Annotated in this window: 10 protein-coding genes and 2 riboswitches; of the genes, 7 read left to right on the forward strand and 3 right to left on the reverse strand. The window is 64.0% G+C overall.

Annotated features, from left to right (window positions below):
- Positions 1-237 precede the first annotated feature (237 nt).
- Together CTATCC11996_RS20940 and CTATCC11996_RS20945 are read right to left on the reverse strand one after the other, a co-directional pair.
- A complete protein-coding gene (locus tag CTATCC11996_RS20940; protein WP_003080147.1) occupies positions 238-12510 on the reverse strand; it encodes a two-partner secretion domain-containing protein in 12273 nt (4090 codons plus the stop codon).
- A 38-nt stretch (positions 12511-12548) separates the two neighbouring features.
- The gene (locus CTATCC11996_RS20945) at positions 12549-14282 is read right to left on the reverse strand and encodes a ShlB/FhaC/HecB family hemolysin secretion/activation protein (RefSeq protein WP_003080149.1); all 1734 of its coding nucleotides are present in this window, start codon (positions 14280-14282) and stop codon (positions 12549-12551) included.
- A gap of 396 nt (positions 14283-14678) precedes the next feature.
- Positions 14679-14771, forward strand: a riboswitch (glycine riboswitch).
- A gap of 13 nt (positions 14772-14784) precedes the next feature.
- A riboswitch (glycine riboswitch) is annotated at positions 14785-14904 on the forward strand.
- Between the two features lie 52 nt (positions 14905-14956).
- Here CTATCC11996_RS20945 and CTATCC11996_RS20950 point away from each other — a divergent pair.
- Positions 14957-15622: a trimeric intracellular cation channel family protein gene (locus CTATCC11996_RS20950; RefSeq protein WP_003069687.1), complete on the forward strand. Its 666-nt coding sequence runs from the start codon at positions 14957-14959 to the stop codon at positions 15620-15622.
- Between the two features lie 142 nt (positions 15623-15764).
- A complete protein-coding gene (mnmC, locus tag CTATCC11996_RS20955) occupies positions 15765-17732 on the forward strand; it encodes a bifunctional tRNA (5-methylaminomethyl-2-thiouridine)(34)-methyltransferase MnmC2/FAD-dependent 5-carboxymethylaminomethyl-2-thiouridine(34) oxidoreductase MnmC1 (protein WP_034349880.1) in 1968 nt (655 codons plus the stop codon).
- A 78-nt stretch (positions 17733-17810) separates the two neighbouring features.
- Here mnmC and CTATCC11996_RS20960 read toward each other — a convergent pair whose 3' ends face one another.
- Positions 17811-19130: a hemolysin family protein gene (locus CTATCC11996_RS20960; protein WP_003080155.1), complete on the reverse strand. Its 1320-nt coding sequence runs from the start codon at positions 19128-19130 to the stop codon at positions 17811-17813.
- A gap of 284 nt (positions 19131-19414) precedes the next feature.
- Here CTATCC11996_RS20960 and CTATCC11996_RS20965 point away from each other — a divergent pair, with 284 nt between their 5' ends.
- The 5 genes from CTATCC11996_RS20965 (at position 19415) to CTATCC11996_RS20985 (ending at position 24884) form a co-directional block, all read left to right on the forward strand.
- Positions 19415-21199: a nitrite/sulfite reductase gene (locus CTATCC11996_RS20965; protein ID WP_003080158.1), complete on the forward strand. Its 1785-nt coding sequence runs from the start codon at positions 19415-19417 to the stop codon at positions 21197-21199.
- A 24-nt stretch (positions 21200-21223) separates the two neighbouring features.
- A complete protein-coding gene (locus CTATCC11996_RS20970) occupies positions 21224-21610 on the forward strand; it encodes a DUF934 domain-containing protein (RefSeq protein ID WP_003080160.1) in 387 nt (128 codons plus the stop codon).
- Positions 21607-22254, forward strand: a complete 648-nt coding sequence (locus CTATCC11996_RS20975; RefSeq protein ID WP_003080162.1) for a phosphoadenosine phosphosulfate reductase domain-containing protein — start codon at positions 21607-21609, stop codon at positions 22252-22254. The genes CTATCC11996_RS20970 and CTATCC11996_RS20975 overlap by 4 nt, the downstream gene beginning before the upstream one ends.
- 190 nt (positions 22255-22444) lie before the next feature.
- On the forward strand, positions 22445-23377 hold the full coding sequence (gene cysD / locus CTATCC11996_RS20980) for a sulfate adenylyltransferase subunit CysD (RefSeq protein WP_003080167.1): 933 nt from the start codon (positions 22445-22447) through the stop codon (positions 23375-23377).
- 133 nt (positions 23378-23510) lie between these two features.
- Positions 23511-24884, forward strand: a complete 1374-nt coding sequence (locus CTATCC11996_RS20985; protein ID WP_003080176.1) for a sulfate adenylyltransferase subunit 1 — start codon at positions 23511-23513, stop codon at positions 24882-24884.
- The last annotated feature ends 57 nt before the right edge of the window (positions 24885-24941 follow it).

The raw sequence follows: 24941 nt of genomic DNA on the forward strand, positions 1-24941 counted from the left end.
GCAATAACACACCATGACACCACGTACAAGAAATATCTAGCCTCGTGACTTCCATTAGTTCTCACATTCTCTGTCATCTTCGGAATGGAAATCATATTTTTCCCATTTAGAAATGCATATATATTCCATGCTAACAGAAATAAAAAACCTAAATATCCAATAAAATTCTCCCACCCTTTAAAGAAATACACAGAAATAAATATACCGAAAAATATAACAATTATATGAATATTTTTTTTAATTTTCACTTTTATTTCTTATTTCTAAAATATCAATTTTAATTCTCTCAACAAATGCACTCCATCCTCCAGATAGATCAATAATGGAAATTGCTCTTGCTGCATTTGCAGGAGTATGCCCAAGAATATCTACAAATAATTTTTCACTTCCTTTCTGCGATCCATATTTCAGCAACTCATCAAGAGCATTGCTATCAGTAACCGCGCTCCCCGCCGATGCAACTAGTCCAAGGGCCGCAAGTGTTTGACCTGAAGCCCCAGCGGGAGTCATCAGAGTTGCATAGTTAGCGCCTGTACTAATGTCTTTAAATATCTGTGCATCCATAGCCTTGATATACGCGTTAGTTCCAGGGTCGGAACTATCCAAATTTGACCCCAAGCACTCTGGTTTCGCACATGGAAAATATTTTGGCTGGTATTTTTTTCCATCTAGAATGATGATCTGACTATAGCGACCCTGCTCGTCTAATGGAGCTCCGGTCAGGCGATCTCTTGGCGTCGAGGCAAGTTCATTACCATTTGACGATGGCATATACCAGTCATATTTACCTGCAGTGCTGCTTTGGATAAATTGCATTAAATCAGCTGCAGGTTGCTTCGGTACGACTTGAACCATTTGGCCTGTGCTGCCAATGGTCCATACAGCTCCACTGTCATAAATCGCATCGCGCTCACTGGGATCAACAACCATACCCGCCACGATACTTTCCGCTGTTTCAGTATTTCCCGCGACTCGCAAGGCATCTTCTATTTGTGTCACTGCGTATTTCCCATTGCTTCTTGCTGCGAGAGTACGAGCCAACAGGCGTTCACTTGGATGCAACTGCCGATTGTTCATGTCCGAATTAAAGGCCGCGGCCGCACCTGCCGCAGACCCACTGCTGGCTACTGCACCAATCGTCGTGGCTGTTGCGCCGCCTGCCAAGCTAGCAAGCACTTTAGCGGCTCCCTCTCCCAATCCCGAATTTTGAAGCGCGCTCTGGAATTGCTGCTGCAGTTGCTCAATAGAAGGGGCTGCTGCGCTGGCCGCAGTAGCGCCCATCGCCCCCTGCACTCCTCCTGAAAGTCCTCCCACCACAGCATGCAGGGCAACACGATAGGCTCCGCCCTCGCTCCACTTCGCCGCTTCAACGGGGTCCGAGTCCTTGAGTTCGTTGTACTTCCGGCCTGCAAAGTCCCCCACCGCCTTGCTGGCCTGCTTGCCAAACTCCGCCGTGATTGCCACCTGCGCATCGATGTCGCGCTGCACCTTGTTCTGATCAAAGATCCGCTCGATGCCCGTGGCATCGCCCGTGCGCACGCTCTGGTCGCCTGCGATGTCGGAGATACCCGCGGTGGTGGTGCCTTGGGCACTGCCGCTGTCCTGGCCTACGCCGGCTCCCACGCCCTTGACGCCGAACTTGCCTGCATCGTTGCCCACGCTGGCATTGACCCCCACGGCCTGACCTTCATAGTGGGCGCTGTTGTGCAGGTCGCTGGTGGTGAGCGCGCCTTCGGTGCTGAAACGGTTCTTGTCCTGATCTATCGCCGTCTGGTTGCTGGCGATGACAGCGCCCTTGAGGTCGGTGTCACCCTTGACGCTGACCTGGAAGCCGCCGTCCCCTGCCTGGATGCCGCTTTGCTCGGTAACGCTTTGGTAATTGCTGTTGACCTTGCTCTGGCCGGCATTCAATCCGCCGCCAATGGGCACGCCTGCGGGGCTGATGGTAAGGCTGCCGCCCACCGTCTGGTTGCGGCTGGCGTAGCTGCTGCTGTCCTGCCGGCTTTCGATATTCAGATCGCCGCCCACATCGGCCACCACCTGCTTGCCGCTGACCACCGCTCCCTTGAGGTTGGTATCAGCGCCAGACTCCAGGGTCAGGCGCTCGCCGGCGCTGACGAGGCTGTTGGTCCAGGTGACGTCCCTGCCCTCTCCCTTGCCCTTGCCACGGCTTGCATTGGCGGTGATGCCCATGGAGGCACCACCCTGGCCTACCGAGATGGCGACGCCTACGCCCGCGCTGGAGTTGCTGCTGGAGTGCTTGGTCTCGACGGTGTTTTCGGCGGCGAGAAGCTTGATGTCGCCATCGGCCTTGAGATGAGTGTTGCCGCCCGTGCTGATGCTGCTGCCGCGCACGGTGATGTCCGAATCCTGCCCGGCGCCGGTGGCGCTGATGCGCACGTCGCCGCCTGCAGCCACGGTGGAGCCGGCAGCGGTGTCATAGGTGGTGGTGGACTTGCTGCCGCTCTTGCTGGAGCCGGCCGTGATGGAGATATTGAGGCCGCCGGCGGCTTTCGGGTCCGCGCTGACGGCAGCGTAGGCGTTGACTGCCGCAAGCCCGGTGGTGGCGGCGGCCAGTGCCTTCATGCGCGTGTCCGAGGTGTTGTCCGTGGCGCTTTTCATCTGCTGGCCGGTCTGGACGGCCGATATCACCGGCGAAGTCAGGGCTACGGTCAAGCCGGACTGGCGGAACTTGCTTTCCTGGGTGCTCTTGCCGGTTTCCCGGGCTTCGATGATATCGACCTTCCTGGCGTGGATGTCGATGTCGCCCTTGGGCGCCAGGACATGGCTGCCCATTTGCTGGTATTGGTTGCCGGCGACCAGATTGACGTCGCCATCCGTGGAGCCGACGGTCGAGGCAGCCGCATGCGTGCTGACATCCTTGCGGTCTGCGCTCTGCATCTGGTTGCCGACGGTGAAGGCGATGCCGCCGTTGTAGAGGAAGCCGCTTTTCCTTGTCTCCTTGAAGTGGCTCTCGCTGGAGGTCTCCGTCGCCGCCTGGATAGTCAGGTCGTTCCTGGCCACGATGACGGTGTCGGCATCGGATACGACATTGCTTCCGGTGACGGTGACGTTCTGTCCTTGCACCGCCACGGTGCTGCCACTGAAGGTGCTGGATACCGCCCTGCTTTCTTCCAGGCTGTCGCGGGTGGTCTTCCTGCTGGAGCCCAAAAGGCTCCTGGACTTGTGCTGGCGGCCTTCGGCCCAGTTGCTGCTGGCTTCGCCGGCCAGGATGTTGACGTCGCCGTGCGCAACGGCAACCAGTGCGCCTTGTTCGCTGGTGACGTTGGCCGCAATGGCGCTCAGGTCTCGGCCGGCTTGCAAGCGCACATCGCCCGCCGCAGTGATGTTGGTGCCGACATCCTGCACGTAGCCTTGCTTGAGGTAGTTGCTGGCATTGCGGACGTTGTTCTCCTGCTCGGCAATCTTGACGGTACCGAGTGTCAGGTCGCGGCCTGCGGCGATGGTGGTCTGGCCGTCCTTGCCGCTGTTGATGAGCTGGGCCGCAATCAAATTGGCATCGCGCCCGGCCATGGCAACTAGCGTGCCCTGGGGTTTGCTGACATACAGGCCAGCCACACGGTCCAGGTTGGTACGGCTGAAGTCGCTGAGGCCGGCTTGCTTGACGTCGCGGCGGGTAGTGCTGACAACATTGAGGTCACGCCCGGCATTGAGCTGGAGCGTGGAGCTGGCATCGAGCGTGCCGCCAATATTGTCGATGTCGGTCCTGGCGTTGAGCGCAACGGCATCGCCGGTGATGCGGCCGCCCAGGTTGCGCAGGTTTTCGCCGGTGAGCTTTACCGCCGTGCGCCCGGCGATGGTGCCGGAGTTTACCAGGTCGCCCTGGAGGTTGAGGTCGACGGCATTGGCGGCCAGCAGGCTGCCGCCGCCGTCGATATCGCCGGGCTTCACGCGGACGTAGACCTGCGGCACCAGGGCTCGGGTGGTGGTGCCGTCGGCAAGCCTTACGTCGCGCTCCACCAGCCAGACGATATCGCTGGTGAGCTGGGCCATCTGCGCGGCACTGAGGGCCACGCCGGGACGCAAATTCCACGCGCGGGCATAGGTGCTGCCGGCCTCAAGCAGCGCACGGTACTGCACTTCGTCGCTGGCATAGCCATCGAGGAAGCGGCGGCCGGTCAGCTGGCCTATCTGGTCGCGTACCAGCTTCTGTTCGTAGAAGCCGTCGCCCAGGCGCTTGTGTGTGGTGGCCGGGTCATAGCCGAGCTGGGACAGCATGTAGTCGGAGCTGAGCCAGTTGCGGTAGTCGGCGAAGCGCGGGTCGGTCTCGATGAGGTAGCCGCCGGCGCTGGGGCCGGTGCGGAACAGGCTGTTGGCGGGCACGTCGGTGTCCACCTGGACAGTCCGGATGACCGCCGGCGCATCGCCGCTGGCGCCGTCCACCGAGCCGCCTTGCTGGCTGCCGGGGCCGCTGCGGTTGACCACATCCTGCCCGCTGGCCTGACCCGGGCCGGCCAGTGTGTCGACCGCCGTTGCCTGGCTGGCTCCGGGGCCTTCAAGCGTGTTGATGTCATCGACCTGGGTTTGGCCCGGACCGCTGTTGCCGGCCACGGCTTGCTCCTTGATCAGCGCCGGTCCGTTGCCGCCGGTGACCTGGCCGCCCGAGGCGGTGCCCGGGCCGCTCACGCCGTTCAACTCGGCCTGGACTTCGGTGATCTGTTTCAGGCCGGTGCTGCCGCCCGCGCTGGCGCTGCCGCCTACGCTGGCGTCGACCTGACCGATCTGACGGCCGTCCACGTCAAAGCCGCTGCCGCCGCCTGCAGCGTTCTGCACGACCTTGGACACGCCGAGATCAACCGTCTGCACGGTGTCGGCGGGGTTGTAGGCAATCTTTGCATCCCACCGGCGCTGGTAGTAACGCCTCCTTCCGCCGCGCCACTTTGAGTAGCTGTACTGGCTGGTGCCAGACTCGCTGGTGATGTGCTCGCCAATGGCGGCCACATTGTTCAGCCGGTCCAGATCGCCCTGCAGGATGCCGCCAGCGATAATCTGGCTTTTGTCATTGAGCAGCTCGTCGCCACGCAAGCTCATGCTGCCACCTGCGCGAATGAGCGCGGGCGCGCTTTCAACCACCTGTGTTTCGTACTCGGTCCGGATGACGTCGTACTGCGTCCAGTCCCGTACTTCCGCGCCGGTTTGCTTGTGGCGGTAGCGCCCGGCGCGGCTCCAGCTTTCCCATTGGTAATCGTCGGCGCTGTACTTGCCGGGGTCGCCCTTGGGCTGGATGTAGAGGTATCTGGTCGGACCGCCGACCTGAGCCAGTTCGGTGCGGAAATGCAGGTTGCGATTGAGCAGGCGAGCGCTGTCGATGCTCAGGCCGCCCAGCGACTCGATGGTGGCGCTGTCGTTGAGGATGAGGCCCGCACGTCCCGTGGCCTGGTAGCTGGCGTCCAGCGTGCCGCCGATGTTCATGGCGTCGCTGCCGCTGCCGGCGCTGAAAATCAGGGCCTGCTCACGGTTGTTGAGGAACCCGGCGCCGATGTCCAGACGCTGGCGCGCGGCGATGACGGCGGCTCGGCCGCCTTCCTCGCGGTTATTGACCGTGCCGCCCTTGATGGCCAGGTGGTCGCCGTAGATGCGGCCGGTGCCGACGTTGTCGAGCGTGCCAGCATCGATGCGGGTCTGGCTGCCGTCGATGAGGCCACGGTTGGTCAGGGTATCGCGCGCAACGACGGTGGTGCGTCCACCGCTCATCTCGCCGGTGGCGGTGTTGTTGACGTTGGCGCCGCGCACTTCGAGGTCGCCGGCCTGGAGCAGGCTGTGGTTGGTCAGCAGGCCGCCAGTGCTGATGAGCGCGCGGCCGTTGACGGTGATTTCCTTGAGGTTGGTGAAGTCCTGCTGAAGGATGAGGCTCAGGTCGCCCTTGGACAGCAGGCTGCCGTCGCCGCCCAGGCTGTCGGCGCTCACCCCCAGGGATTTGCCGGCCAGCAGCGTGCCAAGCTGGTTGATCACGCGATTGGCCTCAAGCTCGATGCTGCCGCCCGAAGTGACGTTGCCAAGGGTGTTGTCCAGCACGCTGCCCTCACCCGTGCCCTGGATGGCGATGCTGCTGTCTGCGGCGATGGTGCCGGCAGTGTTGTCCGTGCGATGGGCCGTCAGCACGACGCTGTCACCCTGCAGGCCGAGCGGCTGGTCGGCATCCGCGCTTTGCGTATCGCGGTTGAGGATTTGCGCGGCGTTGAGAGCCAGGCCGCCAGTTGCGACCATCAGGCCGCCGTCATTGTTTGCCACGCCGAAGAAGTTGGCAGTCAGGTCGCGGCCCGCCTGAACCTTGCCGCTGGCATTGCCTATCGAGACGGCGCCGATATCGACATTGGCGTTGCTGCCCAGTTGCCCGGCAGTGTTGTCGATGGCGCCGGTGCGGGCGATGAAATCGCCCTGGCTCTGCACGATGCCGCTGCGATTTTTCAGGCTGCCGGTGCTGAGCACCAGCGTGTCGCCGCTGAGGATGCCGCCGGTGCTGGCGACGTCGGTGTTGTCCAGTTCACGGCCGTGGGTGTCCACGCGCATTCCCTGTGCCGACTGCAACAGGCCGCCCGCGTTGTTCAGTGCGCCGCTGTCCAGGTCGAGGGTGCCGGTAGTGCTGGCGATGGAGCCGCCAGCGTTGTCGAGCGAAGCTAGACGGGTATCGACTTCGACGTTGGCGCCGAGCACCGAGCCGCCGGCATTGCCGAGCCCGGTATTGGCCAGGCGGACATCGCCACCGCCTTGCAGGGTGCCGCCCGCGTTCTCGGTGCGGCCCAGGGTGCCCACGTCGAGCTTGCCATCGGTGGAGACGAGCAGGCCGGCGTCGCGGTTGTCCAGCGTGGCGGCCGTGACGCCAAGATCGGCGGCGCTGACCAGTTTGCCGCCACGGTTGTCCAGCGCCAGCTGCACTGCGACAGTCAGGGGGCCGGCTGCGTTGACGGCAGCGCCGCGATTGTCCAGCGAACCTGCGCTCAGGTCGGCCTTTGCGGCACTGGCGATGAGGCCGTCGTCCCGGTTGTCGAGCGTGCCCGCTACGCTGACCGACAGGCCGGCATCGCCGGAGGTCTGCACCTTGCCGCGCTGGTTGAGCAGTTCGCCGGCATTGACGGTGGTTTCTCCGGCAGCAAGCACTCGGCCGCCGGTGTTGTCCAGGGTGCCCGCCACATGAAGGCGTGAGGCTGCATCACCTGCTGCCTGCACGGTGCCGTCGCGGTTGGCCAGCGAGCCGGCCTGAAGGTCCAGCGCGCCATTGCCGGCGATGGTGCCGCCCGAATTGTCCACGCCATCGACGGCGCGAACCAGCAACTGGTCGGCGCCGGTGGCGATGAGCTTGCCGCCGGCATTGAGCAGCCGGCCGGTGTGGATGCGGATACGCTCGCCGAAGGTGTTGCCGCCGCTGAAGTCGGTGAGCGTGCCGCCGATGTCCAGCGTACCGTTGCTGGCAATACTGCCGCCTGCGCCTTGCAGCTGACCGGCCAGCACGGTGGCGGTGCCGTCACCGGCATGCTGGATGGCACCGCCTCGGTTGTCGAGCACCGAGGCGCTGACCGTGAGGTCGTCGTCAGCGGCCAGCGTGCCCTTGGCGCTGTTGTCGAGCAGCCCGTTCACATACAAGGACAGCGCCGATTGCCCGGTGGCGGCAACCGTGCCGCCCTGGTTGTGCAAGCTGCCCGCCGTGACCGTGGTGTTGCCAGCAGCAACGATGCTGCCACGCTGGTTGTCGAATTGTCCGGTGACGGAAAGGCGGCTGTCGCCGCTGCCAGCCGCCTGAATCTTGCCCGCCTGGTTGGAGAGCGCACCGGCCTGCAGGTCCAGCGTGCCGTTGCCGGCAATGGTGCCGGAGTTGTTGTCGATACGGTCGCGAGCGTGCACGAGCAGCGGTGCGCCGCCGGTGGCCGCTATCGTGCCGTCCACGTTCTTGAGCGTGCCGGTGTCGATAGCGACTTGCCTGGCCTGGGTGGTGCCGCCGCCGACATCGGTGGTGGTGCCGCTCAGCGTCAGGGCCCCGTTGCTGGCGATGGTGCCGCGCGCGCCTTGAAGGTCGCCGGCCGCTATGGTGGCGGTGCCGTCACCGGCATGCTGGATGGTGCCGATGCGGTTGTCGAGCACGGACGCGCTCACGGCCAGATCGCCGCCCGCGCCTAGTGTGCCCTCGGCGCTGTTGTCCAGGCGATTGGCGACGTTCACTGTCAGCGCCGCCCGCTCGGCGGCGAGTACCGTGCCGCCCTGGTTGGACAGGTCGCCAGCCTTGAGATGAATGCTCCCGCCCGCGACCAGCTCGCCGCCGCGATTGTCGAAGGCTGCATCAACCTCCACTCGGGTGTCGGCAGAGCCGGCTGCGCTGATCTTGCCGTCCTGATTGCCGAGCGAGGCCGTGTGCAGGTCTAGCGCGCCATTGCTGGCGATGGTGCCGCCACTGTTGGTCACGCCGTCGCGGGCGTGAACCCGCAGCAGATCCGTGCCGGTGGCGATGAGCTTGCCCCCGCTGTTGAGCAGCCGGCCAGTCTCGATGCGGATGTGCTCGCCGAAGGTGCTGCCGCCGCTGAGGTCGGTGGTGTCGCCACCGATGGCGAGCGCACCGTTGCTGGCGATGCTGCCGCCTGCGCCTTGCAACTCGGCAGCGACAATATCCGCAGTGCCTTTGCCGGAGTGCAGCACGGCACCGCCGCGGTTGTCCAGGACTGCTGCGCCGACGGCCAGGTTGCCGCCAGCGGCGAGCGTGCCCTTGCCGCTGTTGTCCAGCAGGCGGTCCACGACGACCTTGAGAGCCGCGTCACCGGCAGCCACCACGGAGCCGCCCTGGTTGTGCAGTGTGCCGGCTGCAACCGAGGTGTCTCCGGCCACGGCCAGGGCACCTCCGGTATTGTCGAAGGCACCGGTAACGTCAACGCGGCTCGGCGCGCTGCCTGCGGCTGAAATCGTGCCGTGCGCATTGCCGAGAACGCGGGTCTGCATATCCAGGCCACCATTGCCGGCGATGGTGCCGCCCGTGTTGTCGATACGCTCGCGCGCCCGAACGACCAGCAGGTCGGAACCAGTGGCACTCAGATTGCCGCCTGCAGTCGTCAATGTGCCGGTGTCGATAGACAGACGCCGGGCGAGCGTGCTTGCATCGCGCAGGTCCGTGTGCTCGCCGGTCAGCTCCAGGCCACCATTGGTGGCGATGGCACCACTCTCCCCCTGCAAGGTGTTGACGGCCAGCTGCAGCACACCTTCGCCGGCGTGCTGGATGCTGCCGTCCCGGTTGTCCAGCGTGTCGGCCGAAACCGCCATGTCGCCGCCAGCAGCAAGCATGCCCTTGCCGCTGTTGTCGAGCAGGCCCTTTGCCTCGACGCTCAGCGCAGCCCCTCCTGCGGCGACGAGCGAGCCCCCCCTGTTGATGAGGTCGCCGGCTTTCACCTGCATGTCGCCAGCGGTGGCGATGGCGCCGCCCGAGTTGTCCAGACGCTGCGCAATCTGAACCTTGCTCGCCTCGGCGCCGGCAGCGGAAATCCTGCCGGCCCGGTTGGTCAGCGACTGGGCGGCGAGCCTGACCGCGCCATTGCCGGCGATGGTGCCGCCGTTGTTGTCCATCGCTGCGGCGACGTTCACATCGAGGGTATCGCTGCCCAGCGCGACGAGGCTGCCGCCCGCCGTGCTGAGCGTGTCGGCGGCAATAGCAATTCTGTCGGCCTGGGTGGTGCCGCCGCGGAGGTCGGCACGGCCGGCCTTCAGGTCCAGCGCGCCCCTGCTCACGAGGGTGCCGCCAGCGCCAGCAAGGTCGCCCGTGGCAACGGTGAGCGCGCCGCTGCCGGTATGCTGAATGGTGCCTTTTCGGTTATAGAGCACGCCGGATGCAAGGGCCATGTCGCCACCTGCGGCCAGGGTGCCGCCAGCGCTGTTGTCCAGCGTGCCGTCGACGTTGACGGCCAGGGCGGAATCCCCGGACGCCACCATGGTGCCGCCCCGGTTCACCAGTTCGCCGGCCTTCACGGTGATGTCGCCCGCCGCGGCCAGGATCCCATCGGTGTTGTCGAGCTGGTCGGTGACGGCAATGCGGCTGGCGTCCGTGCCGGCGGCCGACAGCGTGCCGCCAGTATTGTCGAGAGACTTCGCGCGCAGGTCCACGGTGCCGTTGCCGGCGACGGTGCCGCCACGATTGTCCATCGCGCCACGGACCTTGAGGTCCAGTGGCCCGCTGCCGCTGGCGACGAGCGTGCCCTTGGCCGTGGTCAGCATGCCGGTGTTGACGGTGATGGCCTTGGCCTGCGTGGCGGCTCCGGTCAGATCGGTGGTTTGGCCTTTCAGATCCAGCGCGCCATTGCTGGCGATGCTGCCATCCTCGCCGCGCAGGGTGCCGGCATCGATATCAAGGCGGCCGTCCCCGGCGTGCAGGATGTTCCCCTGCGCATTGCCGAGGGTGCCGGCACGGATGCCCAGGTCGGCATTGCTGGCTATGGTGCCGTCGCCGTTGTCGAGCGTACCGGCCACCTCGAGGCGGTTGGTCTGGTTGCCGGTAGCGATGACCTTGCCGCCACGATTGTCGAAGGACTGCGCGTCGAGGTCGATCTGCGCGGCGCTGAGCGTGGCCTTGCGGTGGTCGCTATCGCCCAGGCGCAAGCTGGCGGCGCCGGCCGTGGCCGTCTCGCCACCCGCGCCACTGAACGCGCCGGCATTGACCTGCAGGCCACCGTCGCCGGCATGGGCGACGTGGCCATCGATGTTGACCAACTGGCCGGCGTCCAGGCTCAGGCGCTTCGCATTGCTGGCCAAGGTGCCCTCGCTGTTGTCGAGTTGCCCCTTGACCTTGATGTGGGTGTCGGCCTTGTCGCTGTGCTGGAAGATGCCGGCGCGGTTGGAGAAGTCCTGCGCGCTCAGGGCAACGGGACCGGCCAGCTGCATCAGGCCGGCATCGTTGTTGAGTTGACCTGCCGCGATGCGCGCATCGGCAGCGACCTTGATTTCGCCCTTGCGGTTGCCTAGGTCGCCGCTCACGTCGAGCCGGCGCGCGCCCAGATGCCCGGTGTCGTTGTCGAGGCCGGCCTTGGCAGTCAGGTCGATATCGCCGCCAGCCATGATGCGACCACCGTCGTTGTCCAGCGCTGCAGCAATGTTCAGCGCGCCGTTCGCCAGCGGCGCAACGCCGGCGCCCGGCTGGCCGCCGTCTTCGCTGGCACTGCCGTCATTGGGCAAGCCTTCGCCGCCGCCCGCTCCACCTCCCGTTTCAGCGCCCGTTCCGCCTCCCGTGCTAGCCCCCGGTGCTGCGCCATTGCCCGGGTCAGCCTCCGCCAGCCCGATACGGCCGCCATCGCGGTTGCTGGCGCGGCCGGCGTGCAAGGTCAGATCCTGGGTGCCGGTCTGCTCGATGGCACCGCCCCGATTCTTCAGGGACTGCGCGTTGAGCTCGATGCGCCGCGCGTTCAGCGTACCTTCGCTGTTGTCGATGTCCTGCGGGGCGCTGACCACCAGCTCGCGGCCGGCGCTGAGCGTTCCGGAATTGGCCAGGCCGCCGCTGACGTCGATGCGGGTGTCGGTTCTGGCCTGCATCGTGCCGCTGTTTTCCAGGCGGCCGTCGGCCGTGACCACCAACTGACCGGCATGAGCGCCAAGGCTGCCTGCGTTGCGCATCCCGACGCCTTGCTCGGTGCCGACCAAAACAATCTTCTGGCTGTACATGCCGCCGAGCGCGCCCACATCCAGTGCAAAGGCCGGTGCTTCGCCACTGGCGTCGGTCTTCCGTACCTGGGCATGGTCGACACTGACCTCGTTGCTGCCAGTGGTGACCCGCAGCTGCTGTGCCCAGATGCCGGCGTTGGCCTCCACTGAGCGGGCAATCAGGTCGGTGTAGTTGGTGCCGCTGGCGTCCATGCCTTTGCCCTGCACCTGGATGGCGCCGCCTCCCACGCGGTAGCCTTCCAGCGAGCCGCCGTTGATGATCGGCTTGCCCGTGGCGAGGGTGGCACGGTCGGCATTGATGAAGCCGCAGCCGTCGCAGGAGATACCGGCCGGGTTGGCAATGACGAGCTGCGCGCGGTCGCCGGCCACTTCGACATAGCCACGTAGGTTGCTGGGGGCGCTGGAGTTGACCTCGTTCAAGATGACGCGGGCCGTGCCCTTGCCCAGCCAAGGATTGCCTTGCACCCAGCCACCCAGCTCTGTGCGCGTATTGGTGCGGGAGTTGTTGAGGATGGCGCCTTGCTGGTCGACGTCGAATTGCTTGTAGGTGTTGCGCGATACGCCGGCAGCGCTGGGCGTCTGGATGTTCACCAGGGGCACGCCGTTGGCAGCCTCCAGTACGGTCGGACGCTGGTTACCGGGTGCATTCGGGTCGGCGACGACCTGGGCGTTGGCCATCGGTACGATGACCGCCTGGACGAGCGCAAGCGCCAGGGCGAAGCACAAGGGACGGAGGGTGGCCAGGAACCGGCTGCCGGCGGTAGTGCCCGAGCTTGCGCCTGCTCTGTTGCAGCGAGCAATCTCTGCTACGACTTGGAACAGGCCCAACGCCCGGTTGAAAATGATGCGGTAGAGGTTCTTGTTCATGCCATCACATCCCTTGCTTGTGCGAAATCGGTACGGATTCAGTAGGACCAGCCGAGGGTGAAGCCGGTGGTGAGCGAGTCGGTCAGGAAGCCTTGGGGCTTGTGGAGGGGCGTGGCGGCGAAGAGGTCCCAATGGAAGCCCTTGGCGCCGCCGCGCAGGCCGATGACCGAGCCGGCCAGGTTGCGCCCCTGAAGCCAGCGCGTGGACGGGCCGCTGACGCGGCCGTAGTCGACGCCGAAATAGAGCTCCTGGCCGGCGCCCAGCTGCAGGCCGAGTTCGTTGCGCCAGACCCAGCCACGCTCTCCCATCAGTGTCAGCTCGCCATCAAAGCCGCGCACGGTGTAGCGGCCGCCGATGGAGAAGCGGTCCTGGGGTACCAGCGGCGTGCGGTCCCACTGCGCACGCCAGCTGCCGATGTAGCGTGCGCTTTGCGAGCCGAGGCTGAGGGGTGCCATGAGTTGGGCTTCAGCCGTGAAGACTTTCATCCGCGAGCTGCCTTCACCGAAGTCCTCTTCGGGTGCTGGCATCGCATGAAACGCCCCGGTGCCCCGGCGGTAGGCAAAGCTCGCATCCAGCGTGCCTTTGCCCAGATATTCACGGTGTGAGAGCCCCAGCTCCCAACCGCCCGTGCGGCGGCGCTGCACCTCGATTTCGGTGTCGTCGATGAAGTTGTTGGACTTGCGCATCCAGCCGCGCCCATAGAGCGAGGTCTTGCGGCTGGCATCACGGTAGAGCAGACGCGACAGGCGCATTTCGGCGTTCTCGCTGGTGCCGCTGTAGAGGTAGTTCTGGCTGTAGCCGGCAACGCCCTGCCGGTACCTGTAGCCGCTGGCGGTCGCGCTGAGGGTCCAGTAGCCATAGGGAACGCTGTAATGCGCCGTGTAGCCCCGGGTAGCCTTGTTGCCGCCGTTGAAGACGTCGTGATTGATATTGGCGTAGAACAGGTCGTTCCACATGAGCAGATCGTCGAGCGAGAGCGTGGCACCGCCCTGGAGCTTGCCGGTCGCCTTGCTGCCGGAGTCGTCCAGCGACACGCTGAAGCGAACGGGTGGGGAGCGCTGCCGCCAGAGAACCAGCAGGTCGCTTTCGCCGGGGCGTGCATCGTCGCCCTCGGCAGGGGTGATCTGTATGTCTGCTTCGACGGTGGGTACGCGCTTGAAGTTCTCCAGCGCCTGTTCGATGTCGCGCAGATTGAGCAGGTCGCCGCGCTTGGCCGGCACGGCATTCCAGGCAGTGGCCTTGGGCGAAGTACCGGGCGCGAAACGGATGTGGCGGATGCGACCGGGAACGACGGTCAGTGTCAGCGTGCCGGTTGTGAGGTCCTGCGGCGCGGCGAGGATGCGCGTGGTAACGAAGCCGCGGACGACGACGGCGTTCTGCACACGCGCCATGACCATGTTGATGCCGTCGGTGCCGAGGCATCGCCCCATGGCAGGGTCATTGCCGGGGTCGGCCGCTTTCAGGGACCAGATGAATCTGTGAGCGTCTTCGCCATCAAGCCAGATGCGTTCAATCGGGAAGCATGGAGTTTCGTCCAACGGGAGCCGGTCCAGCGGCGGAGCCTGCGCCGGCTGCAACCGTACATCGGTCGCTGTTTCCTGCGTCTCGCGAAGTATCCGCTCACGCTCTTGCTGGCGCAGTAGCTCCTGCGCCGCATTGCTCTGCGCCGCGCTCTCCTGTGCGGCACTGTTTTTCGCTTGTGCAGACGCCGGCGCCATCAGCACCAGCAGGCCAAATGAGGCCCAACGCGCCTGGCGAAACCAATCTCCCATCCCATCCCCTTTTGCATGCGTGAGCAAACACGCTGCGGCCTTACGCGAACGCCGAGGTTCGCCGTGACCGTTTGATCTGGAATGAACAAGGATAGGAACGGACTCGAACGAGCGAAATAAGAAGAGTCTTAAAAATGGCCGTGGGGATGCTTTGTTGCGGCGCAGCGCTGGCCAAACGAAGCGCAATGGCCTTCGTTGCGACGAGCTTTGCGCTTTTTGGGCTTCGATGTCGTGCGTATGCGTTTTTTATGGCGGACTGTTTCACAGACGAAGACGCGCGCCTGTGCGCGCCATGGCAGATTCAGACCGGCCCTCCGCACCCCGAGCCGGCAGCCGCAGAAACACACCAATACAGGTATTAACCCGAATAAAGTCGCTGAAACTGGCTAGAATCGCGCCCATCCCGCGGGAGAGCGGAGCCTTTCGAGGGTTCCCGCCGAAGGCGCAAACTCCCATAATCGCTCAGGCAATAAGTACCGCAGGTGGGTCTGACAGGACCCGGATATCGCCAACTGGAGAGCAGCCCGCAACCACAAGTCTGCAGGGCTCACCGAAGGGGCAAGCATGTCCACCGCGAAGGTGCTCATGCGCAACTCTCAGGTAAAAGGACAGCGGGAGAGGCAAGCCGGACACTCCCGCCGATGTGAGTGGCTGGTCTATTTTCAAGTGCCTTCATGCTTCCTTCCGTCTCTTTGCTGGACTCGTTCCAGGCCTCCAACTTCACCGTCATGCTGGTCATCTATCTGGTGGCCATTACTGCCGAAGCCATGTCCGGCGCACTCGCCGCTGGCCGGCGCAATATGGATATCTTCGGCGTCGTCGTCATCGCCTTTGTCACTGCCCTGGGCGGCGGCACCATCCGCGACATGGTGCTGGGCCACTACCCCATCGGCTGGACCCAGCACCCTGAATATGTGTATCTGGTCATCAGCTTCGGTTTGCTGACCACCGTGATTGCACGCCATATGCACAGGCTCAAGCAGGTGTTTTTGCTGCTGGATGCCATGGGACTGATCGCCTTTTCGCTGATCGGCTGCAATACCGCGCTGGAGCTGGGCTACCCGACCATCGTCATCATCATGGCCGGCATGATTACCGGCATCAGCGGCGGCATCTTGCGCGATGTGCTCTGCAACCAGGTCCCCGTGGTGTTCCGACGCGAGCTGTATGCCAGCGTGTCGCTGTCCGTATGCCTGATGTTCCTGGGCCTGCGCTATCTGGATGTCAGCCCCAATATCAGCACCATCGTGTGTTTTGCCGGCGGTCTGGCCTTCCGTCTGGCCGCCATTCGTTTCAAATGGCGCCTGCCGGTTTTTTCGTACCAGCAGCGCTGGGAGTGATCGAGACTCCCCCTGTGGCGCTGCGCGCCTTCCCCCTCTCTTGCTACGCAGGAGGGGGAGGCAGCCATCACTGCGGGGCGGCCCTTGCCTGGCTGCTCTGACCTAGACTGCGCCATGCATTACCTATGTAGTTTCACTTTCCATGTCTGAACCGATCACATGGATGCCGGATGGCACCCCCTATAGCTCCAGATTCGGCGATCGCTATCACAGCGAGTTCGGCGGCCTCGACCAGGCACGCCAGGTTTTTCTCGGTGGCTGCGATCTGCCAGTTGCCTGGGCCGATGCAGCGCAGTGGCGCATTCTGGAAACCGGCTTTGGCTTCGGCCTGAATTTCCTGGTCACCTGGGCGGCATGGAAAGCCGACCCCAGACGCCCGCGCATTCTGCATTTTGTCTCGGTGGAGGCCTACCCTGTCTCGCGCGAGGATCTGCTCGCATTTCTGCCGGCCGATGAGGAGCTGCGCCCGCTTGGCGAACAACTGGCCGAGCAATGGTGGGGACTGCTGCCCGGCGTGCATCGCCTCTCGTTTGACAACGGCCAGGTGCTGCTGACGCTCTATATAGGCGATGCCGGGACCATGCTGCGCAAGCAGCAGATGACAGCGGACAGCGTATATCTGGATGGTTTTTCTCCCCAGCTCAACCCCGAGATGTGGGATGAAGATGCCATGAAGAACATTGCCCGCCATTGCCGCCGGGGCACGCAGCTGGCCACCTGGTGCGTGGCCGGCCATGTGCGCCAGGCACTCAAGGCTCAGGGTTTCGAAGTCAAGAAGCGCGCCGGCGTGCCGCCCAAGCGCCATAACCTGCATGCAGCCTACAACCCGGCATGGGAGCCGCGCCATCGCCCGGACGGCCTGCCTGCGCCCGTGGGCCAGGCCGGCCGCTGCCTGGTGCTGGGTGCGGGCCTGGCTGGTGCCGCCGCTGCCGCCAGTCTGGCCAGGCGCGGCTGGGAGGTGACGGTGCTGGATGCGGCGGCCGAGCCTGCGGCAGGAGCATCAGGCCTGCCTGCCGGCTTGTTTTGCCCGCATATTTCGCCCGATGACAGTGTTCTGTCGCGCCTGTCCAGAAGCGGCGTGCGCACAACGCTACAAAATCTGCAGCAGCTGAGCCAAGCGCAAAAGTTGCATCCAGCCCAGGACTGGGCCCATGGCGGCGTGCTCGAGCATGACCTGAACGAGCCTTCCCATCTGCCCAGGTCATGGCTGCAACCCGGCAGCGAGACCAGCCCCTGGGGCCTGCACTGGAGTGCGCCTGCGCTGCCGGCTCAGCTGGCTGCGGCAAAGCTGCCTGCAGACAGTCACGCCGTCTGGCATGAGCAGGCTGGCTGGGTACGCCCCGCACAACTGGTGCGCGCGCTGCTGCAAGCCCCCGGGATTCATTGGCAGGGCCATGCCCGAGCTTCACGACTGGTGCGCGATGAAGTGCGCAACATCTGGCAAGTGCTGGATGCCCAGGGCCAGACCCAGGCCCAAGCCCCCATGCTGGTGCTGGCCCTGGGCCCGGACACCAAGCCCTTGTTGCAAGCCAGCGGCCTGGCAGCAGGGGAATGGGAGCTGCAAGCCATACGCGGCCAGGTCAGCGTGGCCGAGCATGATGCCGGGACGCTGGCGGCCATGCCGCCCTTCCCCGTCAACGGTCATGGCAATCTCGTGCCGGACTTTCCCTCGGCCAACCAGGTTGGCGCGCACCAGTGGATCATGGGATCGACCTTCGAGCGCGATGTGACCGAGCTGCCACCCACCGCCGCCGACCAGCAGGCCGCCCACGCCAGCAATGGCGAAAAGCTGGGCGCTTTGCTGCCCGGGTGCCGGCAGGCGCTGAGTTCCTTCTTCGATGCCGACCAGCGGCCGGCCACCTGGGCGCGCCTGCGTTGCGCGGCCTATGACCGTCTGCCGCTGGCAGGCCCCGCCGGGCAGTCGGCAGCCGATCTACCGGGCCTGTGGGTGCTGACGGGGCTGGGCTCACGCGGGCTGACGCTGTCCATGCTTTGCGGCGAGCTGCTGGCGGCACGCCTGCATGGCGAGCCGCTGCCGCTGGATGCCCGGCTGGCTCAGGCCCTGGGTACGCAACGTCTGTGGAGCCGCGCCCAGCAGCAGCCCAGGTAAGGCCACTCGCAAAAAAAAGCACGCAGCGCTTACGGAGAAGTGCTGCGTGCCGTTTCGGGCCTGATTCTGAAGCCAGGTTTATTCGCTGCTTAACGATGCCACGGTGACCAGGGGCTCGAGTCTGGTCGCCAGTACCTTGTCCAGCGTCTTGCCGTCCATGTCCACGACTTCAAAGCGCCAGTCTTCCCACTCCACCACGTCGGCTTCGGTGGGCACACGGCCCAGCAGCAGCATGATCATGCCGCTCAGGGTGTGATAGCGACCGCGCTCTTCCTCGGGCACGGCATGCAGGCTCAGGCGGTCCTTGAGTTCGGGCACGGGAATATGGCCGTCCAGCAGCCAGCTGCCGTCTTCGCGCTGCACGGCCCAGCTGGTTTCGGGGTCGCGTGGCTGGAATTCGCCGGTAATCGCCTCAATCAGGTCCTGCAGCGTGACAATGCCCTGCACCTCGCCGTACTCGTCGATCACAAAGGCCATATGCAGATCGGAGGTGCGGAAGTTGTCCAGCAACTCCATCCCGGTAATGGTCTCGGGCACATAGAGGGCAGCCTGCAAAGGCTGGTCCTTGAGCGCCTGCCTGCCCTTGTTGAGCAAGGCCTGCGTCAGCCACTGGCGGGCATTGAGCACGCCCACGATATTGTTCATATCGCCGCGCACGACCGGGAAGCGCGCGTGGTCGGCCTGTTCGACACGGGCCAGGGTCTCTTCCAGGCTCTCGTCGATATCGAGACAGATGACATCGCTGCGCGGCACCATCAGCGAGCCGATCTGGCGATCGTCCAGACGGAACACATTGCGCACCATGGTGTGCTCCTGCGACTCGATCACGCCGGCCGTGTGGCCTTCCACCAAAATGGCCTGGATTTCCTCTTCGGTCACCACGCTGCCATTGCTCTCCTTGACACCCAGGACCTTGAGCAGACCGCGCGTCGATGCCGACAGCAGCCAGACAAAGGGTTTGGTGGCCAGGGCCAGGAAGTTGATGGGACGCGAGATCAGGCGCGCCAGGGCCTCGGGATGGGTCTGACCCAGGCGCTTGGGAACCAGCTCGCCCACGACGATGGAGAAGTAGGTGATCAGCACCACCACCAGGCCGGTGGAGAGGTAGTCGGCGTATTTCTGGGTCATGCCCAGGGTGATCAGCCAGTTCTCCAGCGGGCCGGCCAGAGCCGCCTCGCCGACGATGCCGTTGAGCACGCCGATGGAGGTGATACCGATCTGGATGGTGGAGAGGAAACGCGTTGGGTCCTCTCCCAATTTGATAGCAGCTGCTGCGCCGCTGTCGCCCTCATCCACCAGTTTCTGCATGCGGGTTTTGCGGGCGGTGACCAGCGCAATTTCCGACATGGCGAAGACGCCGTTCAGACAGATGAGAGCGAAAAGTATGGCTATTTCCATAGTCAGGCACCCGCTTTCAATCCAGGCGCCTCAATCATTGAACAAGCCTTGATTCTAGAGAATGCCCGGCACAGGGGCGCTCACAAAATGCAAGCGCGCAGAAAGGAAATTGATTCAGGAGCTCCGTAAGAGCGTTCTGGCAGCCCTTCACATATTCATTCAGATATATATGAAGCACTAAATAATCGTTTGTTTTTATATAAAGCCTCTCTACAGTTCTGACCAACGATCAAAGTGCAGTGCCACCCGAGGCAAGGCATCCGCTCCACGGAAGAACTGAAGACATGTATCAATACACCGATTTCGACAAAGCGTTCGTCAAGCAACGCGCCGACCAGTTCCGTGACCAGCTCCAACGCTGGCAGGCAGGCAAGCTCACGGAAGACGACTTCCGCCCGCTGCGCCTGCAAAACGGCTGGTATGTGCAGCGTTATGCCCCCATGCTGCGCGTGGCCGTGCCCTACGGCGAAATCAACTCGGCCCAGATCCGCGTGCTGGCCAAGGTGGCCCGCGAGTACGACGAGCCCGAAGCCGAAGTCTTCAAGCAGGCTCTGGAAGGCCAGGGCAAGCTGGGCACGACCTATCTGCCCAAGAACTGCGCCCACTTCACCACCCGCACCAATGTGCAGTTCAACTGGATTCCTCTGAGCAAGTCCGCCGACGTGATGGATCTGCTGGCATCCGTGAACCTGCACGGCATCCAGACCAGCGGCAACTGCATCCGCAACACCACCACCGATGCGCTGGCCGGTATCGCACCCGACGAGATCATCGACCCCCGCCCCTACGCAGAAATCCTGCGCCAGTGGACCACGCTGCACCCCGAGTTCGCGTTTCTGCCACGCAAGTTCAAGATCGCCATCACCGGCGCCAGCGAGGACCGCGCCGCCACGGGCTGGCATGACGTGGGCCTGCACATGGTCAAGAACGAAGCCGGCGAGATCGGCTTCAAGGTCTTCGTGGGCGGCGGCATGGGCCGCACGCCCGTGATCGGCACCGCGATCCGCGAGTTCCTGCCCTGGAACCAGATCATGAACTACATCGAGGCCATCGTCCGCGTCTACAACGAGCTGGGCCGCCGCGACAACAAGTACAAGGCCCGTATCAAGATTCTGGTCAAGGCCGAAGGCCAGGCCTATATCGATGCCGTGGAAGAGGAATTCCGCCAGATCGTCGAAGTGGACGGCGGCCCTCACACCGTGCCCCAGGCCGAGTTCGATCGCGTGGCTGCCATGTTCACCACGCCCGCCCTGCCCGTCGTGGCCGATGCCGCAGGCGATGAGCAGGCCCTGATTGCCCAGACCGCCAAGGAACCCGCATTTGCACGCTGGATTGCCCGCAACGTCCACGCCCACCGCGTGGCCGGTCTGCGCGCCGTGACCCTGTCCTTCAAGCGTGTGGGCCAGGCCCCCGGCGATGCACAAAGCGAACAGCTCGACGCACTGGCTCATCTGGTGGACAAGTTCTCTGCCGGTGAAGCCCGCGTGACGCACGACCAGAACGTGATGCTGCCCTGGGTGCAGGTCGGCCAGCTGCATGCACTGTGGACCGAGGCCAAGGCCCTGGGTCTGGCCAGCACCAATGTGGCGCTGCTCACCGACATGATCGCCTGCCCCGGCGGCGACTTCTGCGCGCTGGCCAATGCCCGCAGCCTGCCGATTGCCGACGCCATCACGGCCCGCTACCAGGATCTGGACGAGCTGGACGACATTGGCGAGATCGATCTGCACATCAGCGGCTGCATCAACAGCTGCGGCCACCACCACAGCGGCCATATCGGCATTCTGGGCGTGGATAAGGACGGCAAGGAGTGGTACCAGGTCACGCTGGGCGGCTCCGACGGCTCGACCCTGTCCGGCCAGGCCGTGGCCGGCAAGGTCATCGGCCCCTCGTTCAGCGCAGCCGAAGTGCCCGATGTGATCGAGGCCGTGCTCAGCACCTATCGCGACCTGCGCCAGCCCGGCGAGCACTTCATTGACGCCGTGCGCCGCATCGGCCTGGACCCCTTCAAGGAAGCCGGCAAGGCAGCCCGCCACCCTGTGGAAGCCGAAGAAGAAGCGCTGGCCTGAAGCCATAAGAACAAGGATAGAGTCATGAAAATTCTGGCAAGCAACGAATACCAGGCCCCCAGCGAGAGCACCGGCAATGTGCTGGTGCTGGCCAACGATGTGAACGCCCTTGAGGTAAATCTGGACGGCATCACGCAGGTGGATCTGCATTTCCCCAACTTCACCGACGGCCGCGCCTTCAGCCAGGCCTATCTGCTGCGCCGCCGTCTGAAGTTTGCGGGCGATATCCGTGCCACCGGTGATGTGCTGATCGATCAGCTGGTTCAGATGGAGCGCACGGGCTTCAGCAGCGCCGTGCTGCGCGAAGGCGTGGACGCCGCCGATGCCCAGCGCCAGTTCGAGCGCTTTGGCGGTTTCTACCAGGCCGATGCCGTGCACACACAGCCCCATTTCGTAGAGGTGCAAGCATGAGCCAGCTCGCCCCCGTAAGCACCCTCGACCTGGATCTGGCACAAATCAATGCCGAACTGGGCCGCGACGCCCAGGCGCTGGTGAACTGGGCTGTGGGCCTGGATCAGCCCACCATAGTCACCACCAACTTCCGCCCCTTCGAGGCGGTGATCCTGCACATGGTCACGCGCGCCAACCCCGACGTGCCCGTGGTCTGGATGGACAACGGCTACAACACCGAAGCCACCTATCAATTTGCCGATGCGGTGACCAAGCAGCTTGGGCTCAACCTCAAGATCTACCTGCCGCTGCGCTCACGCGCCCACCGCGAGGCCGTGGAAGGCGCCACGCCAGCGCTGGACGATCCGCGCCATGCGGCCTTCACGGAAGAAGTGAAGCTGGAGCCTTTTGCCCGCGCCCTGCGCGAAACCGCACCCAAGGTCTGGTTCACCGCCCTGCGCGCCACCGACACCGCCGTGCGTGCGCAGATGGAGTCCGTTAGCATCAATCCCGACGGTCTGATCAAGGTTGCACCTTTGCTGCACTGGTCGTCCAAGGAGCTGTACGAATACTGCGAGAAGCACGGCCTGCCCAACAACTTTGACTATGTGGATCCGACCAAGGGTGAAGACAACCGCGAATGCGGACTTCATTTGAGTCACTGACGTGCTCCCCCTGAGCCGCTTTGCGGCTTCCCCTCTCTCTTCGGGAGGGGGACGGCAGCCTCGCCGCAAGGCGGCTCTTGCTTGCTGCCCCTGGAATTGCAGCGCGCCCGTTTTGTAAGCCGTCGATTTAAAAAGATAGCTGATAGCCCAATATCTATAAGCGCTACAGCATTATTTGATTGGATAAAAAATGAACGCTCGTGTGGATACTTCCGTGTTGAGCCATCTCAGCAACCGCCACCTGGATGCACTGGAAGAAGAAACCATTTTCATCCTGCGCGAAGTGGCCGCGACTTTTGAACGCCCCACCCTGCTGTTTTCGGGCGGCAAGGATTCGCTGGTCATGCTGCGCTGCGCCGAAAAGGCCTTCGGCGCGGGCCGCATTCCCTATCCCTTGCTGATGATCGACACCGGCCACAACTTCCCCGAAGTGACCGATTTCCGTGACCAGCGAGCCAAGGAACTGGGTGCCGAGCTGATCGTGCGCAGCGTGGAAGACTCCATGGCGCGCGGCACTGTGCGTCTGGCACACCCCGGCGAATCGCGCAATGTGCACCAGTCGGTGACGCTGCTGGAGGCGATTGACGAGTTCCGCTTCGACGCCCTGATCGGAGGCGCGCGCCGCGACGAGGAAAAGGCCCGCGCCAAGGAGCGCATCTTCAGCCACCGCGACAGCTTCGGCCAGTGGCAGCCCAAGGCTCAGCGGCCCGAGCTGTGGACGCTGTTCAACACCCGCATTGCACAGGGCGAGCATTTCCGCGTCTTCCCCATCAGCAACTGGACCGAGCTGGACGTGTGGCAGTACATCGCCCGTGAAAACATCGCCCTGCCATCGATCTACTACACCCACAAGCGCGATGTGGTGGAGCGCAAGGGCCTGCTGGTGCCCGTGACCGAACTGACCCCGCCGCGTGACGGCGAGGAAGTCGTGCAGCGCGATGTGCGCTTCCGTACCGTGGGCGACATCACCTGCACCTGCCCCGTGGAAAGCACGGCAGCAACGGCCGAAGACATCGTGATCGAGACCCTTGCCGCCGAGGTCAGCGAACGTGGCGCGACACGCATGGACGACAAGACCAGCGAAGCATCCATGGAAAAGCGCAAGAAAGACGGTTACTTCTAAGACATCCCCTGAGGCGCTACGCGCCTTCCCCTTCTCTGGAGCTTCGCTCCGGAAGGGGACGACACCCTCGGTGCGCGGCGGCGCTTCCTCGGTGTCTCTGAGTTGGGACATGTCGGTTTTTAGAAAGAATGCGATGACTGAAACTATTAATTCCGTAGCTGCTAGCGCAAATCCATCAAGCGCTTCAGGCCAATTTGATGCACATAACAGCAGCGCGCTGCGCTTTATCACCTGCGGCTCGGTCGATGACGGCAAGAGCACGCTGATCGGCCGCCTGCTGGTGGACACCCGCGCCGTGCTGCAGGATCAGTTGGCTGGCGTCACCAAGTCCGGCGAGACGGATCTGGCCCTGCTGACCGACGGCCTGGCCGCCGAGCGCGAGCAAGGCATCACGATCGATGTGGCCTACCGCTACTTCGCCACCGAGTCGCGCAAGTTCATCATTGGCGACGCTCCCGGTCACGAGCAGTACACACGCAATATGGTGACGGCAGCATCGAGCGCCGACGCCGCCGTGGTGCTCGTCGATGCCACCAAGCTGGACTGGAAGAATGCCGATCTGGAGCTGCTGCCCCAGACCCGCCGCCACAGCCTGCTGGCCCATCTGCTGCGTGTGAATTCGCTGGTGTTTGCCGTCAACAAGCTCGACGCCGTTCAGGACCCGGCCCTGGCCTTTGCCCATATCAGCGCGGCGCTGCAAAAGTTCACGGCCTCCGCAGACATCAAGATCACGGCCACCGTGCCCGTGTCCGCGCTCAAGGGCTACAACGTGGTCAACAGCACCGACGGCTGGGCCGGCTACCACGGCCCCAGCCTGCTGCAACTGCTGGAGCAACTGCCCAACACGCCCACCGACAGCGATCTGGCGCTGGCCTTCCCCGTGCAGTGGGTGGAGAAGTTCTCCTCCTCGTCCGACACCAGCCAGGGCCGCCGCGTGTTCTGGGGCCGTGTCGCCACGGGCATTGCCCGGGTCGGTGCCCAGGTGCAGATTCTGCCCAGCGGCCAGCTCGCGACCGTTGCCCAGGTCATAGACCACGCCCGCGCGCCCAAGGAAGTGGCTGCGGGCCTGTCCGCCGGCATCACGCTGGACCGCGAGGTCGATGTCTCGCGCGGCGACTGGATCATTGCCGCCCCCGTGCAAGCCGAAGTGGCCGAGGACGACTTTGATGCCCCTGCTGCCGCAAGCCCCTGGCCCAGCAGCCGCGAGATCACCGCCACCGTGGCCTGGATGGACACCGAACCTCTGGTGCCCGGCCGTGTCTACTGGGCGCTGCATGGCCATCGCTGGGTCAAGGCCAAGGCGCGCCGCTTGGTGCACCGCCTCAATATCAATACACTGGCCAAGGAAGACGCCCAGCAGCTCGAGGCCAATGCCATCGGCCAGGTGGAGCTGGTGCTGCAGGAAGCCATTCCGGCCGCCCCCTTCACCCAAGCCCGCCAGCTGGGCTCGCTGATTCTGGTGGACACCGCCAGCAATGCAACAGCCGGTGCTGCGCTGGTGAACTGAAGCCGATGAAGACAGGGCCGCAACGGCGATCTGAGCGTCAAACCAGATCTCCATACG

Source organism: Comamonas testosteroni ATCC 11996 (assembly GCF_000241525.1).
GTDB classification, from domain to species: domain Bacteria; phylum Pseudomonadota; class Gammaproteobacteria; order Burkholderiales; family Burkholderiaceae_C; genus Comamonas; species Comamonas testosteroni.